The following is an 18,307-nucleotide window of genomic DNA, read 5'->3' as shown; positions in this document are numbered from 1 at the left end:
TTCCATAAACCGTTTTAACTTTTCTATAAGATTATTTTTTACAGGCATCCTTTGTATATTGGGTGCTTAAATTAGCAGCATGAAATTAAGATCTATCGGCATTGGCTTAATGTCGGTTTTAGCACTCGGCGTGTCGGCGCAAAAAAGGAAACTCAATCCTAACGATACTTCATCAAACTATAATCCGGCAGAGGCTTTCAGGCCTATGTTTTATACCGAAAAAGGTAACGACTTTCATTCGCCAAATGGTGCTCCAGGCCCTAAATACTGGCAAAACCGGGCCGACTACACCCTTAAAGTTAAACTTGATACCACAAGCAAAACCATAAGCGGTTCTGTTGTGATCAATTATACCAATAACAGTCCGGATGCCCTGCCATACCTTTGGCTGCAACTTGATCAAAACACATACAAACAAGAGGCCCGCTCTAACTTTTTCACAGATCATTCGCCCGCTGCTGATCAGCATACCAGTGGTTACCAGATAGAATCTGTATCAGTTGATTATGGTGATGTGGTTAAACCTGTGCCCTTTGTAATTTCCGATGCGCGTATGCAGGTTCGCCTTGCACACCCGCTGCAAAAGGGAGCAATCAAACTGCGCATTAATTATCACTATACCATTCCTGGCGCTTTTGGCGGCCGTACCGATTATTGTGATACTAAAAATGGCAAGATCTATGAAATTGCACAGTGGTTTCCGCGGATGTGCGTTTATGACGACAGTCATGGCTGGGATACCCTCCCGTTTTTAGGCAGCGGCGAATTTTACCTTGATTACGGTGATATAGATTATGCTGTTACCGTACCATGGGATATGATTGTAGCCGGATCGGGCGAATTGCTTAACCCCAAAGAGGTACTTACCGCCAAACAGATTGCCCGTTTAGATCAGGCCCGCAACAGTGATAAAACTATCATGATCCGCGATCTGGCAGAAGTTAATGATCCTGCCAGTCGCCCGGTTAACAAGGGAACACTTACCTGGCATTTTAAAATGCTTAATACGCGTGATGTTGCCTTTGGCGCATCAAAGGCTTATATATGGGATGCAGCAAAGGTGAACTTGCCCAGCGGTAAAAAATCATTAGCGATGAGCGTTTACCCAGTCGAAAGTTACGGCAACGACGCCTGGGGCCGGGCTACTGAATATCTTAAAAAATCGATAGAGTATTTTTCGGAGAAGTGGTTTGAGTACCCTTATCCTGTTGCCATTAATGAAGCAGGTATTGCTGGCGGTATGGAATACCCCGGTATTGTGTTTGATGGCATTACGGATAAAGGCAGTGTACTGTATTGGGTTACTGCACACGAGATTGGCCATAACTGGTTCCCTATGATCGTAGGATCAAACGAGCGCCGTTATGGTTGGATGGACGAAGGCCTGAACACGTTTATAGATATTTATGCTTCCGACGCGTTTAACAAAGGTGAATATGCGCCTAAACGCGATAGCGAATATGCACCCGGCGGCGGCAACCCGGCTGATGAGATCATCCCGGCTATGCTTGATCCGCAGTCGCCAAGTATTATGACAGCCCCAGACGCTATTCCCGAAAAGTATCGCCATCCGCTCACCTATTATAAACCTGCTTTTGGCCTGGTTTTATTACGTGAACAAATTTTAGGGAAAGACCGGTTTGATTACGCCTTTAAAAACTATATTAATCAATGGGCCTTTAAACATCCGCAGCCCGATGATTTTTTCAGATCGATAGAAAACGGCGCAGGTGAAGACCTTTCCTGGTTTTGGAAAGGCTGGTTTTACAATAACTGGTTAGTTGATATAGCCCTGATTGATGCTAAATATGCTGGTAAAGACGCGTCAAAGGGTATTACCATAAACGTGATTAACAAAGAGCAACTGCCCATGCCATTTACTGTAGAGGTAAAATTTAAAACCGGCAGCAAAAAACGCTTTTACCTGCCGGTTGAAACCTGGCTGCAATACAAACAGATCAACTACACGCTGCCTACCACACAGGAAGCCGAATCGGTAACCATTGATCCCGATGCTGCACTGCCCGATCTTAACCGTGGCAATAATAGCCAAAAGGTTAAATAGTGCTCTCTCCAATGCCGGGTGTTCCAATTTACAAATGGAATATCCGGCATACTTTTCAGAAATATCTACGCTCTCCTTCCAAAAGCCACCAAACAATCCTCCCCTTCATCGTTAATAATTGCCGTACCTGTTCAACTATTAACATCATTGATTAAAAATCACACTCTTTTTAGGAATATTCTTAAAAAATCTATCAATTATTGAAATTTCAAAATCTCTACCGATAAGTTAATAACATGCTTATTGATTAAAAACACAGTGGAAATTATTCCCCACTGTGGGTAAATTATAATTAATAATTAACCACACTTTTATTTCCATTTTCACAACAAAACCTCAAATCCAGCCCGCCATTTTCAACATAAGTGCCTTATTGAGTGAAATATTGTAGTTTCACGCCGTTTTTATTGAATTAGCATCATTATTGCAATTGCTCCCTAAAACCTATTAATTTGAAAGCACAATTACTCCGCGTTTTGTTTGCCGGCTACCTGCTATGCCTGTTTAACGCTGTTGCGGCCCAGGAAGTGCAGTTTACAGCTGCAAACCAGTTTTATTATAATCCTTACGATGACGGAAACATCGGAAATGTTGGTTATTTAAACGCAACAAACAAAACCATTGTACTTACTCAAACTAACAGTACAAATTTCAATAACACTTACGCTCTTACTTCTGTTAATGGTTTAAATCAAAAAAACAACATATACGGTACAATCATTGCGCCTACTCTCGACAGAAATCTTAATAATTACGATTATGAATGGACGTTCCTTTACAAGAACAATTCGTCAACATCGCCTATTGAGCCTTATGATAATAGTTTAAGAGCCGGGCCTGTAAACACAGGAGATGCAGCATGGCAATATTGGTTAACTGCAAACACCTATGACCAAACATCTCAAACAATTCAGGGGTTTTATATGACACATGTTGGCTCCAACATGATTCTCCGTTACAGAAACAACCAAAATGACATACAATCTTTAATAACATTTCCCATCACCAATAATGTTATCTGGACAATAAAGATACAAAGATTAAATACCGGTAAATGGTCGGTATGGGCCAACCCTGTTTCGGGCTCAAGCAATGAAGCAACAACATATGTCGGCACTTCAACCCAAAGTAACTTTAACAATTACGCCTACAGCATAGTAGCTACCACAGACTTAAGAGCAAGCGGCAATAATTTTTACTGGGATAATTTAAAATTGTATACCAGACGAATGAGCGTTACAAGTGTGAGTTCAACCAGCAACGGCATTACCCAGCCATCGTTTTATGCAGGTCAAACCAATGTTGTAACATCCGGCATTCAGCTAAACACAAGGGGTACTTACACTATTGCAGATATAAATTTTGGCATAACCCCTTCCGGAAGTACCAATATTAATGCTTTTTTCACTAACGGACGTTTGTATAAATCTATTGACGATACTTACACTACTACAAGTGATAACTCACTGTTGGCTACGGTAAATATAAACAGCCCAACAATGCAGTCTGCCTCCATCAATTCTGGGTCAGGTGATCCGAATTATAGTTCCGGAAATTCAGACGGCTCGCTAACCCGGGTAGCCGATTATTTTTTAGTGGTAGATGTACTTTCGTCATTAAATTATGGTAACCCCGCTCCGTATAATACTTACACTCAAACGGGTGCTGTACAGATCCGTACTACTGATTATACCAACCCGACGTATAACGGCTATACTAATAATTCAACTACCGGTAATAATATCGTATCGTTCACAAACGTGGCCCCTCCTACTGCATCTTCAGTATCACGCTGCGGTGCCGGGCAGGTAACTTTGACAGCTTCTGGCGGCTCGCCGTCGGGTGGTACTTATAAATGGTACACTGCCGCTACCGGCGGTACTGCAGTGGCAAGTACAGCAAGTTATTCGCCGACTATAACAACTACAACTACATTTTATGTTACTTATACTTCGGGCGGCTCAGAAAGCCCCCGTACTGCAGTTACAGCAACCATTAATCCCATAGTTAGTTCGCCGGTATCTAATGCCGCTATTTCGTATTCATTCAGTGGCAATACCAAAGATGTTTCGGGCAATCAAAATGATGGCGTACTTGAAAATGCTCCTACCTTAACCACCGACAGGTATGGCTTTGCCAATAGCGCTTACAGCTTTAATGGCAGCACTCAATGGATGTCATCAACAACACAAATTGCAGGCCCGCAAACGTTTACCATGAGTTTGTGGTTTAAAACCACAACAACTTCGGGCGGGAAGCTTATGAGCTTTAGTGATGGCCAAAACGTATCAGCTTCTGGTGGTTATGATCGTCACCTTTATATGACTAACAGCGGGCAGTTAATTTTTGGCGTTTATAATGGTGCTACACGAACTGTAGCTTCAACTTCAAGTTATAACGACGGTAACTGGCACCACGTGGTAGTTACATTTGGAGCAACATCCGGTATAGTGATGTATGTAGATAACACCAATGTTGGATCATTGGCATACTATGCGGCCGAAACCAGGAATGGTTATTGGAAAATAGGCTTTGACGATTTGGGAGGTTCATGGCCGTCGGTCCCTACCAGCAAATATTTTAATGGTAGTATCGATGATGTGGCCATATACAATACCGAACTTACAAGTTCGGCAGTTAGCGCGCTTAATGATGTTAATCAGATAGGCAGCTATACTTCAGTTTGTGCAGGTAACCCTATTACCATTTATGCTCCAACCATTACAGGCGCCACTTATAACTGGACAAGTCCATCCGGAGGTACTTACCAGGGTAACCCGGGGGTATTTTCAAGTGCCGCAGCGGGTAATTATACATTAACAGTAACCGGCGGGCCGGGCGGCTGTTCATCAACAGCAACTTATACCCCAACCGTAACCAGTTTGCCTGGTAGTGTATTTACCGCTACATCGCCAGTTACGGTTGTTACCGGTACCTCTACTGTTGCCCTTACAAGCACCTATGATGCTACCGCAACTTATACATGGTCATTTGACAGTGGCACGGCAACAGGCAGCACACAAGCCGGCTATAGCGTTTCCTGGCTTACTTCGGGTACTAAAACTATAAGCCTGACTGTAACCAAAGGTTCTTGCTCAAGTACTACAACACAAACCGTGGTTGTTGGTCTTGCAGGTCCTACGGTAAGCGGCACAACGCTTTGCGGCGCAGGCAGCACAACACTTACAGTAACCGGGGCAATTGCCGGGGTTACTTATAACTGGTATATCGATAATACTACTACTACCGCGTTGCAGAGCAGCACTTCGGCAAGTTATACGCCGTTTGTTGGCGGTACCACTACTTTTTACGTTTCTGCCACTTCCGGTACAGTAACAACTTTACGCACTGCAGTTACTGTTACAGTTAATCAAAAGGCGGGTTCATCTATTAACAGCCCAATGTTAAGCTACCCTTTTGAAAGCGGCAGCTTATCGGATTGGTCAGGCTTAAGCAATAACGGTACTTTACAGGGAACTACGTTGCCTACAACGGTTGCTGACAGGAACGGGTTGGCCAATGGTGCTTATTTATTTAGCGGTACAAATGCCAATCCGCAATATATATCAACAACAACCCAATATGATCCCCTGATTTTCAGTTACAGTATCTGGTTTAAAACTACAGTTGCCGGTGGGAAACTGATTGGCATAGGCGGAAACCAAACAGGTACCAACGCTACCCAGGACCGTAACCTGTACATGAACGACGCCGGTTTGCTTTACTATGGCGTGTACAATGGAGGTGCGGTAACCATCAATACAACCAAGGCCTACAATGATGGTTTATGGCACCATGTTATTGTTACCGATGGCCCTACCAACGGTATGCGCATTTATGTGGACGGAACTGTGCAGGCCTCAACCGCAACTTATACAGTACCACAACAAATTAACGAATACTGGCGTATTGGCGGCGACGGTTTATTGAACTGGCCAAGCCGACCAAGCAATGATTTTTTCAACGGCATACTTGATGATGTGGCTATTTACAACCACGAGCTTTCGGCTACCGAAGCTGCATCCAATGATATGAACCTGTACAAGTTCTCGGCAGGATATTGTGCTAACAACCCGTTAACAGTTACAGCACAAACCATAACAGGCGCAACTTACAGTTGGGTGGATAATGCTACAAGTATTACAGGAAGCGGAAACCCGGTTACATTCAGCAAAGCTACAACTACAAATTATACACTTACCACAACCGTTAATGGCTGTACCCAAAACACGGCTATCGTAACGCCAACCTTGCAAACCTATACATGGACAGGTCTTGCAGGAACCACAGCGGTGGGCACTGATAATAACTGGACTAATACATCAACAGGTATTGCCGGACAGGCCCCTAAACTGGATGGTACCGAGGCAATTATCATAGGTACAGCTTCAACAAACTTTTATCCGGTGTTAACAGCTAATAAAAGCGCTTACACGCTTACCGTTAATAGCGGTGCTAAATTGGATTTGGGTGGATTTACATTAAGTGTAGGTTGTAATATATTCAACAGCGCAGGCGGCACACTTACTATGGGTACCGGAACCAATTTCAATGCCTCTGGCATTACCTGGAATGGCATATCCCCCAATATAAACCAATCATTTACAGGTTCAAGCACCACAAGCTCGTCTCAATTAGGTAATATGACAGTTAGTAACACTGCTACAGGCGGCAACGTAACAATAACCACGGGCAAGCTTGATCTGTACAATGTACTTACTATGACCAGTGGCAACCTGATTGTAAGTTCGCCAGCTACAGTTACACTGAAAAGCGTAGCAACGCAATCGGCCACCGTAGCCACTATACCTTCGGGATTAACTATTACAGGTAATTTTAGCGTTGAAAGGTATATTGCCGGTGGCGCCTCAAAAAGAGGTTACCGCCTATTAACCTCGCCGGTAAATAACGGAACAGGTATTTATACCGTTAACTATTTTAAAAACAACGCGTATGTGACGGGAACAACAACTACCTCTGGTGGTTTTGATCTTTCGCCAAATGCCAATAACCCAACTATATATTTCTTCAGGGAAAATCTTGCCTCATCAAACACAAGCTTCACAAGCGGAAACTACAGGGGGCTTAACAATTTAAACAGCGCGCCGAACTATGCTTTTGATGGTGAATCGGGCACGTTTACTTTACCTGTAGGTAATGGATTCCTCTTCTTCTTCAGGGGTGACAGAGCGGTAGCAAACATAGCAACTGAAACCGTTGCAAGCTACGTACCAACCGGAACCACTTTCACCACTACCGGCACCTTAAATACCGGTAATATCACCGTTAAACATTGGTACAGCCAGGCCTCTACGTTAATGTACAGCACTACCACAGGCAGTAAAGTATCCGGTTATAATCTTGTTGGCAACCCTTATGCAAGTACCATAAACATTGAGAAATTTAACAGGCAATCTGTACAAGCTAAATCCTCAATTTATGGTGGGGGCTTCCCGGATGAATCAGGAGCTACTTTAAGCAGCCCGCTTAAAATATGGGTGTTCAATCCTGTAACTAAACAATACTCTACTTACGAGCAAAAGAAAACTACAATTGCTTCGGCAGATACCGTTTCAAATGTTAGTCCCGGCATATCAAGCGATGGCTTTGCAAGTAACATGATAGCATCCGGTCAGGGTTTTTTTGTGCGCGCAACTGCTACCGGACAAACATTAACCTTCAGAGAGTCGGCTAAAACAAACTCACAGCCAAGCAATGGTTCGTTAAATGCTATATTAAGTACTCCGGACAGACCGGTTTTAGCGTCAACATCTAAACTTGCAAGCTTTGCAGCTATGCAACCGCAGGCAGTTTCTGAAAGTGACGCGGAACCAAGGCTCCGTTTCAGATTAATAAAAGACTCGATAAATGTTGATGCCGTAGTGCTTGCGCTCGATAAAGACATCAGCCCACTGTTTAATAAAGAAAAAGATGCCGAGGATCTTGGAGGTAGTGGCGCTCTGGTAAGTTTGTCAATATTTTCTGCTGATAGCCTTAAAGCCACCATCCATCGCAGGCCTTTCCCGCATAAGCAGCAAGAGGTAATTCCTTTATTTGCTGATGCTACTGCATCAGGCCCTTATCAGTTAAAACTATCCGACCTAACGGATCTGCCGGACATTTATGAAGTTTGGTTAAAAGATGCCTTAACCAAGGATTCGTTGGATATCAAAAACAACCGTACTTACAATTTCAATATTGATAAAGGCAATGCGGCATCATTTGGTAAAGACCGTTTTTCAATTGTTTTACGTCAGGATCCGGCGTTGGCCTTAAAGCTGATCGATTTTACAGCTGTTAAGGTTATAGCGGCTGCAAAAGTAACCTGGACGGTTAAAAACGAAGCCAACTATACCACCTTTGTTGTGCAAAAAAGCATCGACAACGGAACAACATGGCAAAATATTGATGTGATTCAATCAAACAGTGCAGGCAGCTACAACTATACCGATGTTAACCCGGTTAAAGGACTTAATAAGTACCGTTTACAGCTTACTGATCTTAACAATGATATCAGTTTTTCAAAAGATGTTTCGCTGATGTATGCTAATATCAGTAATACTATCGCTAATAACTGGCTTTCTGTTTATCCAAACCCCACAGCAGAAAGCATTAACGTAAAAATATCGCAACCAAACGCCTCATCAAATTATAATATTGAAATAACTAACAGTAGTGGTATAATATTAAAGTCAGTAAATATTACTGAACTTTACTGGAAAAACAACGTAAGCAGTTTCGTTCCAGGAACCTACATTGTTAAGGTTATCAATAACAAAACCAGGCAGTTAGTTGGAGTAAGTAAATTTGTTAAATTATAATAAAAGATATTGTGAGTATGATCAGGAAAATATTTTCAGCTACCCTTGTTTTTGTAATGGCGACGTTAAGTTGCTTTGCCCAGTTGGAGTCTCCTTGTGAACCTACGGATAATGATTCTCCCTGCCCTCTTGACACATGGGTAGTTGTTTTAGCTGTAATGGCATTTGTATTTGCGGTTGTACATTTATATCGCAAACAGAAAGCTATTCAGGCATAAATGTTAAGGCTACGATAAGGTAAACTGAGTTTCAGTAATACGCCTTACAACTGTTGGATAAATCGGTCATTTTATTCGACGGTTGCATGCTGTCAATCCCATAAACAAAAATACCTTCTGACTTTAGCCAGAAGGTATTTTTTCATTAGTTCAATAAATTGATCAGCAATTTTTTAAGCCTTTCTCATTGGTACCTGGGGTTGCTGTACCTGGTTAAGGTTCAGTTGTTCAATAATACCATTAACCACTTTTGGTAATTCCTTTACGGTTTTTTGCGGGTTGTGCAGTTCGCCTACACCAAAGCCGCGCCATACTAATTTGCGCGATCTGGCATCCATAATGTCAATAATCAGCGTACCCTCTTTGTAAGGTACCCGGGCATAACCGCCACCACCGTAGCCATAGCCGTAACCATAAGGATATCCCCAGCCCCAGCCACCATAGCCATAAAACGGACGATAGCCCCAGCCACCGCCCCAACCCCAGCCAAATCCTAAACCGAAGCCAGGATAGCCGCCGTAGTAAGCAGGATAATAAAACTCAGTTTTCAACCCTCTGCCAGTAACGGTGGTATAGCTTACCATTAAATCGGGGTTGTTTTCCTGAAATTTCAATCCTTTGTTTTCTAATGCAGAAATAGCCGCGTCCTTAACTCTTTCATCAGCCACTTCCTTTTTTACAACTGCGCCGGCTTTATTGGTCATGGTTGCAGGAGGTAGCCAGGCAAATGTACGGTAAGCGGATAAATCTGTTTTGTTTCGGGCTGCGGTGTAATAATTGTAGCTGCTGCATGCAGACAGAGTGGCCACCAGCAGTAACACCAGCCCTGTATTAATAGTTTTTTTCATGACAAATTACTCCCTTTATTTAAATCGTTAGACTGTGCCAGAAATAAAGGTTTAATTTAAATAATTATTTATTTAAATATGTCGGAAAAACCTGCCCTATAAAAAAGTGACGATGTTTAGCAAAGATGTCACGACGAACAAAGCTGAATGATGCAGATATCATGAAGAAAAATGATGTGCAGAAAACCTGCCTGCACGATATCGAATTATTTATTTAACGCAACCAGTTGGGCATAAACCTTTTCGGTAGGCAAACCGACAACATTGGTATATGAACCCTCTATGCGTTCAATGGCTATCAAGCCAACTAATTCCTGGATACCATATGATCCGGCTTTATCAAGAGGCTGATACTTATCAACATAATTACTGATCTCCGCATCCGAAAGCTTGCGGAAGAATACTTCGGTAAGGTCGTAAAAATTATTATACCGCCCTTTATATAGTAAGCATACACCGGTAATAACCTGGTGCACCCTGCCAGATAACCGTTGCAGCATTTCTATAGCATGTTCACGGGTTTCGGGCTTGCCCAATATCATCCCATCTATACAAACAATGGTATCGGCCGTAAGCACAACCTCATCCCCTACCGTTTCATCAAAGGCCTCTGCTTTTTTACGGGCGATGTGTAAGGCAACCTCAGGCGGGGTCAATCCTTCGGGAAAGGATTCATCAACATCTTTAAGCACAACCCTAAAATCAATATCCATAAGCCTGAGCAGCTCCTGCCGCCTTGGTGATTTTGATGCGAGAATTACATGCGGGATGTTGTTTTGCATATTTTTTTAATTCATAGATGATGGTAACAGGATTGATTAGTTCATGGCAAATAGTTCATAGATCATAGCAGCAGCAAAACTGTTTGTCACCCTGATATGCTGGGCTAATTCCATGAACCATGATCTATCAACTATGAACTACGATCTACCAGCTGTAGGCTTGCTTGCTCATCCATTTGTCCTGAACTTTGAGCACTTTTTCGATAATATCGCGGGCGCAGCCTTTACCACCACCGTACGGTGATACATAGGCACTAACGGCTTTGATCTCTTCAACAGCATCAGCAGGGCAAACCGGCAAGCCGGCAAGTTTCATCACTTCCAGGTCAGGAATATCATCGCCCATGTACAATACATTGGTAGCTATGATGCTTTTTTCTTCAAGATAGATCTTAAATCTTTGAGATTTAGTATGTGTACCCATGTAAACATCCTGGATCCCCAGGCTATTTAAACGGTACATAGCGCTTTTTGAGCGGCTGCCCGATATGGCACAAACATTATAACCACATTTAACAGCCAATTGCAGCGCGTAACCATCTTTAATGTTAAACGCCCGGCTTTGCTCGCCGGTGTCTGTTACAAAAACAGAGCCATCGGTTAAAACGCCATCCACATCAAAAATGAGGGTAGTAATATCTTTTAATTTATTCAGGAATGATTCCATTATAATGATTGCTCCAGCTTTTTTGGCGATTTAACAAATAACTTGTTGACCTCACCGATTCCCTTTTGATTTAAAAGTTTGCGTTTACAAACCTGCAAACTGCTAATTCGAAACTACCAACTATTGATTATCACGCCACTCGTATACCCAGGCTGATTGGATCTGCTCAAGATGGCCTTCGTTTGATTCGGCACGGGTACCGGCAAAATTAGGCAGGCTTAATACCCACTCCAGCAGTTCGGTAAAACGGATCCGGTATATTCTTGATTCGTCAAAATCGTCACCAAACTTTTCATAAAGTTCAATGGCAATATCTTCATAATCATTCCAATGAATTGGCAAGGCAAATTTATTGTCGCTCATTTTTATTGATTTTTCGTACTAACTGGGGTAACACTAATACGCTGTAAGTTATACGTTTTATTTATTGTTTTAAACGGATCAAAGCAAATATTAGTGGCCTAAAAACTGCGATTGATCAGGCAGGGTAACTTCAATGTCGCCATCAACAATCACACACTGGCAGCCCAAACGCGAATTGATACGCGGGTTAACAGCCCTGTCAATAAAATCCTCTTCCTTATCGGATATCTCCTGGATGTTATCCATCCCTTTGTTTACGTAAACATGGCAGGTGCTGCATCCGCAAACACCACCGCAATTGTGCTGTAGTTCTATGCCATTCTCCAGGCATACGTCTAATACAGATTCTCCCTCGGCAATAGGCAACTCAACGCTTTCGTGCCCTTTTTCCTCGAAATTGACCTTTATTTTATAAATGTTCATTTAAGCAAAAGTAACAAAATTACTCGTCTGCCGTAAGCCCTTTATTGTTTTTGATAATACCCTGACTTAATAAAGTATAAACTTCCTGTAACATAGGCATATCGCTTAACAACTGCATATGAGCAGCCATTGTACCTGCATCATTCCGCACAGCCGGACCGGTTTGCACATTGCGCGGTTCCTGCTCAAGCACCTTCTGTGCCGTCTCCAAAATCAACGGGCGCAACAGATCAAACTCCAGTTGATACTGTGCCAGCAAGTCCTGTGCTACGCTATATAGATAGTTAGGGAAGTTACAAGCAAATACCGCTGCCAAATGTAATATCCTGCGCTGCGCAGAGCTTACTGTATATACATTATTGCTAATGGTAAATGCAAGTTGCTTTAAATCTGCAAGGATGGTATCGTTGGCCGCTTCAAGACAGAGCGGGACAGATCTGAAATCGAGCTCCTTTATCTTGCTAAAGGTTTGCAGCGGATAAAAAACGCCTGCATTGGACGTAAAAGCCAGTAAAGTGCTCAACTCGGTTGAACCGGAGGTATGTACTATTAACTTTTGATGCGCCGACAATGCTTCAGCAATTGTTGCTATGGCATCATCCTTAACCGAAACAACAAATAATCCGGTATCCGAATTGATATCGGCAAGATTATCTATGGCTTCGGCACCAACGTGATAGGCCAGTAATGAAGCGTGTTGAATATCGCGGCTATAAACCTGAACAATGCGGTGCCCGGCATTTTTAAACGCGGCTGCCATGTGTGTAGCAACGTTTCCGGAACCAATTATAGTAATGTTCATATATTCTTTACAATGAATAAATTATTTAACTATCTGTAGTATAAATATTTCTGTACTTTAGAAACCAACATCTACTACCGCATGAAAATACTTAAAGTAAGCATCATTATTGTGATATTTCTTGTCGGGGCCGCGTCATTAATACTTTACGGCTTCTACAGATATAATAATAAAGAAACCAAAACCTTAACCGATGCAGAGCGCAAAAACGTTCCCGGAAGCTTCATCAAACTAAGCCAGGGGATAACTCATTACCAGCTTGAAGGGCCGGACAGTGCCCAAGTAGTTATACTTGTCCATGGGTTCAGCGTACCTTATTATATATGGGATCCAACGTATGATTTTCTGATAAAAAAGGGTTACCGGGTATTACGCTATGATATGTACGGCCGCGGCTATTCGGACAGGCCAAATGTTACTTACAACCAGGAACTTTACAACACGCAGTTGCTTGAGCTTATTAAGGAGCTTAAGTTAACAGGAAAAATAAATTTAGCGGGTGTATCTTTTGGTGGAGCTGTAGTAACCAGCTTTACCTGCAGCCACCCCGAGCTCATCAACAAGGTAATCCTTGTCGATCCGGTATATGAGCAAAAAAAGCCTACAGCACCGCAGTATTTTACTTTGTATAATGAAGCCGTAAATTCTGATGAACGCGCAAACGGGCAAACGTCCGATTTCCTTTATCCAAAAGTGCATCCTGAATGGGTAAAACGATACTTACCTCAAATGAGGTATAAAGGTTTCAGAAACGCTTTGGTTTCAACCATGTATAACTATAATCAAAATGGCAAACAAAGCTATATCTGCCTCAACAGCGCGGGTAAAAATGTATTATTGATATGGGGTAAAGCAGATAAAACAGTATTACCACGTTTCAGTGATTCTATCCGCAGCGTATTAAAAACCGACTTCTTCCCGGTTGATGGCGCAGCACATTTACCAATGATTGAAAAAGCCGATACGGTGAATGCTAAGATACTTTCGTTTTTGAAGGGGTAGCGGATTATTGTCTTTCCGCCCAACCAATCCCGGCAGGCAGTTCAACCCTGCTAAACTCAATATGTACTACCCTCCTCTTTTTATTATTGGAGGTGCGGTTTGACGCGTGCATAAGCAGCGGTCGCATGATCATGATACCGCCTGCTTGTACGTTGCAGCTTACTTCGGTTTCCTGCTGCCAGTCGATATTTTCGGGACGATAGACTTCCTTAAGATGTGAACCCGGTAACACCTTCAAGGCACCGTTGCCTTCGTCGGTATCATCCAGGTGAATTCGGATTGTAAAATTATTCTGCAGGATATTTAATGGCGGCTGCACAGCAAACTGGTTATGCTTAACCGTCCAGGGACCGTAACCGGCAATGTTAAACTTTTTATCAACCGAAATGGTTAAATCCTGGTGCCAAGCCACAAACCAATTAGATACTTCGGGTTTATCAAAATAAATTGATTTAACAGCGAAATATCCATCGCCAAACAGTTGTTGCAAGCAGGCTTTTAATTTATCTGTAAAAATCAGTGGGTTTACTTCGGGTACAGCTCTTAGAAACTGTCTTATAGCAAACAGATCTTCCGTTTGCCTGAACAGCGGACCAGTCTTATCTGCATGCTCAATAGTGGAGATGATTTCGTTTACTTCAGCATCAGTATAAATATGCTCAACAACAGAAAAACCATGCTGAGCTATTTCATACTGATGCCTGGCAATATCCATTTAACAATAGTTAAACGGTTTTAAGTTCTTTATTACGCCTTTGGATAGAAAGCAGGAAGCCGATAACCATAATGATTGTACCACTCCAGAAGAAGTTGATATACGGGAAGCTGATGGCACGCATCACGATCCATGGCCGTTTATTTTGCGGCTGCTGATAAACGGTGATCTCTACTTTTTTATTTTCAGGATTGATCCTCGAAAAACGCAGTTTTAAACCGGCATCATCAACCTTACGGGCAAAATCAAAAACATTACCACCCCTGATCATGAATACAGGCTCGGCGTTATAAACTTTACCATCATGGCCATGCACTTCAATATTGGCACCTATAGCCACATCATTGGCAGTAAGCGGAATATTTTGAACTGTTGCTTGTTTATTTAATGACTTAACTATCATAAAGCCATCACGGTACCTGATAGTATCACCTATGGCAACCTCATGGGCTACCGGCTCATCATAGTTCTTATCGTCGTTACCTTCGTCGTGCCCAGCTTCGCCCTGCATAGCAAAACCTTCGCTTGGGATAGCTGTAACGTGGGTATAAAGGTCATTAAACAGGTAATGTTTAGTATCCGGTGATGAAGCCATTCCTGCATCGCGGCTGGCCTGTACTTTTGGTTTTAACACAAACTCTTCAAGCACTTTACCACTGGCATCTACCTTTTTATAATTCACCCTGTAAAAATGGTACGGTGATGATATCGAGTCGCCAAGGTAGGTAACTGTATAATCGCCCATTTTTACCGGGGTGTTTTTGTAGATCATAATATTTTCACGGGCATTACCGGCTTTAGCATCAAAGCCCTGTACGTTAACTACACCGCTCGCATTTTCGGATACTATCTTACTGGTACCAGCTGCAATGATGGAACCAACCAAAAGCAGGCCAAAACCGATGTGAGCTACAGCGGCACCGGCCAGTTTAAATTTACCTTTAAATGCGTCTGCCAAAACCTTGCCATTAGCAATTACCGAATAAACGGAACCGCACATCATCAGGTTAAACACAAAGTTGAGGCGGTAAACACCGGTTAAGTAAACAACAAGCGCGGTAACCAATATCGCGAAAACGAAGTAAACGCCGGTGGTGATGAAGAACCTGGTAATATCTGTCTTTTTGTATTTCAAAAATTGTGTAAAACCGGTTAGCAATGTTATCACAAATGCAAACGATGCCTGGATCACGTTATAATGCTTAACAGCATCGGCAGGTGGTGCTATCTTGGTGCCAAACATAGCGTTCCATACAGGTACCGACGTTACCACAATAAGGTGGAAACATGACAAGCCTAAAAACACAGCCCCCACAAACATCCAAAACTCGCGTGAGTAAGTTTCTTCATCTTTTTTAGTGATAGGCAATTCCTTCCATCGCCATACCAAAACAAAAATTGACAGCGCAAGGAATATCAGGATACCTATAACCAGTTGCCAGAACATGCCCAAATCGGTAAAGGCATGTACCGAGCTTTCGCCCAGGATACCGCTCCTTGAAAGGAAAGATGTGTACCACACCAGCACAAAGCTGATCAGCACCAAAAAAGTAGCTGTAAAATACGAGTGACCGCTGTTTTTGTAAACAATCAATACGTGCAAAGCCGCCACAATAGTTAACCATGGGAAAATAGAACCGTTTTCAACCGGGTCCCAGGCCCAGAAACCACCAAAATTTAGCGACTCGTACGCCCAAAAAGAGCCCATGATAACACCCGTACCCAATATCATAGAGCCAAACAAGGCATATGATATAGCAGGCTGAACCCACTCTTTATAACGTTTTTGCCAAAGCCCTGCAACCGCATAAGCAAATGGAACAATGATAGATGCAAAACCCAGGAATAATGTTGGCGGGTGAATAACCATCCAGTAGTTCTGGAGTGATGGGTTCATGCCTTGTCCGTCTTTTATAAAATCGAGGTAGTTTGGCTGCGAAAATATTGGTGCTTCAATACCCGAATTGCGCAATAATAAAAATGGCGAGCTGCCAATACGTTTGCCAAAAATATCGATACCCAATACCATGGTAGCCAACAGCACCTGCGATAAAGCGACAACTGTCATCACCGGGCGCTCCCATGATTTGGCTTTAACAATAAGGATATTACCTAAAACGCCCTGCCAAAAAGCCCAAAGTAAAAACCCTCCCTCTTGTCCGTTCCAGAAACCTGATACCAGGTAAAAAACAGGCAACGAACGCGAAGTATAAGCCCAGGCGTAATGATATTCAAAATAATGATTGTAAAGTACATAGAACAGGCAGGTACCCATTCCTACAATGGCGATAGAGTTTACATAAAAGCCTAAACGACCTAAACGTTGCCAGCTGCTATCAGCCTTTCCGGCATCATCAGTAGTGGCAAAATAATAGCTTATAAATGACAGCAGGGCTGCACCAAACGAAAGAACAATAAAAAACTGGCCGATCTGTCCCGGTAAAAGGTGTTCGCCCTTAAAAACTGTATTCATCAAAAATGATTAAATGCTGGCTTGCTTAGCCTTTACTTCTGTAACTTCTAACTTATCCTGTGTGTATTTGGATGGACATTTCATCAGGATCTTGGAGGCGTGGAACTCGCTGCCAACCATCTGGCCGGTAAGTACAAGTTGTTCCGAACGCTCAAAATCTTCAGGTTTGGTACCCGTAAAAACAACTTTACGCTCCTCGCCTTTATTATCTTTCATATAAAATGAAAAATAATTGGCATCTTTAGTTGCGTCATAAACCATTTCTTTTCCCTTGCTGAAATGACCTATTACATGCAGTTCGCTGCTGGTTTGCTGCGCTTCGGCGAAGGTAGCATAGGTGCTTGAGCTTGAATAAACACTAATGATAACCGCTATAGCTACAGCGATAACAACAAGACCAAAAATTGCACTTTTTTTCATCCGCGGTTTATATAATTAAAATAACGATTTGCAAAAATACAAAACGTGCAGCGAATAATGTTTATTACAAGACATATGTATTATTTAGAATCATTCTTGATAGATTGCAAAAAGCGTCATCGTGTTTTGGCGATGCCTGCGGCCCGGGCTTTTCGCTCATACGCCTGCAGGCATTGCGCTCGTGGGCCGGTATCCGCTGCAATCCCTATCGCGGATAAGTTAATCTTTTACGAATTTGGTGTCTTTCATAAGATAATACCCTAAATACCCTTTGCTTACCGTAAGCAAAATGTATGAAGATGTATCAACCTGTTTATTGTCTACAGCGGTTACATTCTTCTCAATTCCTCCAAATTCTACTTCGGCAGATGCCCGGCTTCTCGAGTGCTCATGATGTTTATGCCTGATGCTAACCTTAAAAACCTGTTGTTCCTTATCAGAAAAAAAATCATTTAAAAGCAATGGTAAAGCAACGAATATTGCTCCCGAGAAAATAACACCTGCCCAAAAAACTTTCATATCCTTAACAAGAAAAACAGATACTATCAAGCCTGACAGCCCCCATACAAACAGTACGGGTAAAAGCTTAACAAACGTGTCATCAAGTTTGTCGAGCGCGTAAAAAAAAGATACAACCGATACACCCCAAAAAGCAGATTCTGCTATTTTCAATCTTTTGGTTTTTAACTGGCGCTCTTTATTTTTTTG

13 protein-coding genes are annotated in these 18,307 nt (G+C 42.4%); 3 read left to right on the top strand and 10 right to left on the bottom strand.

All coding sequences use genetic code 11. The annotated features are described in order from the left end of the window. Positions 1-79: 79 nt before the first annotated feature. Entirely contained in the window at positions 80-2,065 is a 1,986-nt protein-coding gene (locus DUL71_RS06060; protein ID WP_114937185.1) for a M1 family metallopeptidase, read from the top strand. 452 nt (positions 2,066-2,517) lie between these two features. Then, positions 2,518-8,886: a LamG-like jellyroll fold domain-containing protein gene (locus DUL71_RS06055; protein WP_154402328.1), complete on the top strand. Its 6,369-nt coding sequence runs from the start codon at positions 2,518-2,520 to the stop codon at positions 8,884-8,886. Positions 8,887-9,277: 391 nt separating this feature from the next. Here DUL71_RS06055 and DUL71_RS06045 read toward each other — a convergent pair whose 3' ends face one another. The 6 genes from DUL71_RS06045 to DUL71_RS06020 form a co-directional block, all read right to left on the bottom strand. Then, entirely contained in the window at positions 9,278-9,952 is a 675-nt protein-coding gene (locus tag DUL71_RS06045) for a DUF4136 domain-containing protein (RefSeq protein WP_114937182.1), read from the bottom strand. 206 nt (positions 9,953-10,158) lie between these two features. Further along, on the bottom strand, positions 10,159-10,734 hold the full coding sequence (locus tag DUL71_RS06040; protein ID WP_114937181.1) for a Maf family protein: 576 nt from the start codon (positions 10,732-10,734) through the stop codon (positions 10,159-10,161). 145 nt (positions 10,735-10,879) lie between these two features. After that, complete coding sequence (locus tag DUL71_RS06035; protein WP_112573603.1) at positions 10,880-11,401, bottom strand: KdsC family phosphatase; 522 nt, start codon at positions 11,399-11,401, stop codon at positions 10,880-10,882. A gap of 120 nt (positions 11,402-11,521) precedes the next feature. Next, on the bottom strand, positions 11,522-11,764 hold the full coding sequence (gene iscX / locus DUL71_RS06030) for a Fe-S cluster assembly protein IscX (RefSeq protein ID WP_091171429.1): 243 nt from the start codon (positions 11,762-11,764) through the stop codon (positions 11,522-11,524). Between the two features lie 90 nt (positions 11,765-11,854). Continuing rightward, on the bottom strand, positions 11,855-12,187 hold the full coding sequence (locus tag DUL71_RS06025; RefSeq protein ID WP_091211301.1) for a 2Fe-2S iron-sulfur cluster-binding protein: 333 nt from the start codon (positions 12,185-12,187) through the stop codon (positions 11,855-11,857). 19 nt (positions 12,188-12,206) lie between these two features. Beyond that, a complete protein-coding gene (locus tag DUL71_RS06020) occupies positions 12,207-12,989 on the bottom strand; it encodes a Rossmann-like and DUF2520 domain-containing protein (protein ID WP_114937180.1) in 783 nt (260 codons plus the stop codon). Positions 12,990-13,070: 81 nt separating this feature from the next. Here DUL71_RS06020 and DUL71_RS06015 point away from each other — a divergent pair, with 81 nt between their 5' ends. Next, on the top strand, positions 13,071-13,991 hold the full coding sequence (locus tag DUL71_RS06015) for an alpha/beta fold hydrolase (RefSeq protein ID WP_114937179.1): 921 nt from the start codon (positions 13,071-13,073) through the stop codon (positions 13,989-13,991). Positions 13,992-13,995: 4 nt separating this feature from the next. On the opposite strand, the gene DUL71_RS06010 is transcribed toward DUL71_RS06015, so the two are convergent. The 4 genes from DUL71_RS06010 to DUL71_RS05995 all read right to left on the bottom strand — a co-directional run bounded on the left by DUL71_RS06010 (position 13,996) and on the right by DUL71_RS05995 (position 18,271). After that, on the bottom strand, positions 13,996-14,706 hold the full coding sequence (locus DUL71_RS06010; RefSeq protein ID WP_114937178.1) for a phytanoyl-CoA dioxygenase family protein: 711 nt from the start codon (positions 14,704-14,706) through the stop codon (positions 13,996-13,998). Positions 14,707-14,716: 10 nt separating this feature from the next. Continuing rightward, the gene (gene ccsA / locus DUL71_RS06005; RefSeq protein ID WP_114937177.1) at positions 14,717-17,179 is read right to left on the bottom strand and encodes a cytochrome c biogenesis protein CcsA; all 2,463 of its coding nucleotides are present in this window, start codon (positions 17,177-17,179) and stop codon (positions 14,717-14,719) included. 9 nt (positions 17,180-17,188) lie between these two features. Next, positions 17,189-17,599 carry a cytochrome c maturation protein CcmE domain-containing protein gene (locus tag DUL71_RS06000; protein ID WP_112573615.1) on the bottom strand — a complete coding sequence of 137 codons (411 nt, stop codon included), beginning with the start codon at positions 17,597-17,599 and terminating at the stop codon, positions 17,189-17,191. A 219-nt stretch (positions 17,600-17,818) separates the two neighbouring features. Beyond that, positions 17,819-18,271: a hypothetical protein gene (locus tag DUL71_RS05995; RefSeq protein WP_154402327.1), complete on the bottom strand. Its 453-nt coding sequence runs from the start codon at positions 18,269-18,271 to the stop codon at positions 17,819-17,821. Positions 18,272-18,307: the final 36 nt, after the last annotated feature.

Source organism: Mucilaginibacter endophyticus (assembly GCF_003351025.1).
Lineage (GTDB): Bacteria > Bacteroidota > Bacteroidia > Sphingobacteriales > Sphingobacteriaceae > Mucilaginibacter > Mucilaginibacter endophyticus.
This window is presented reverse-complemented; position numbering and strand designations above follow the sequence as displayed.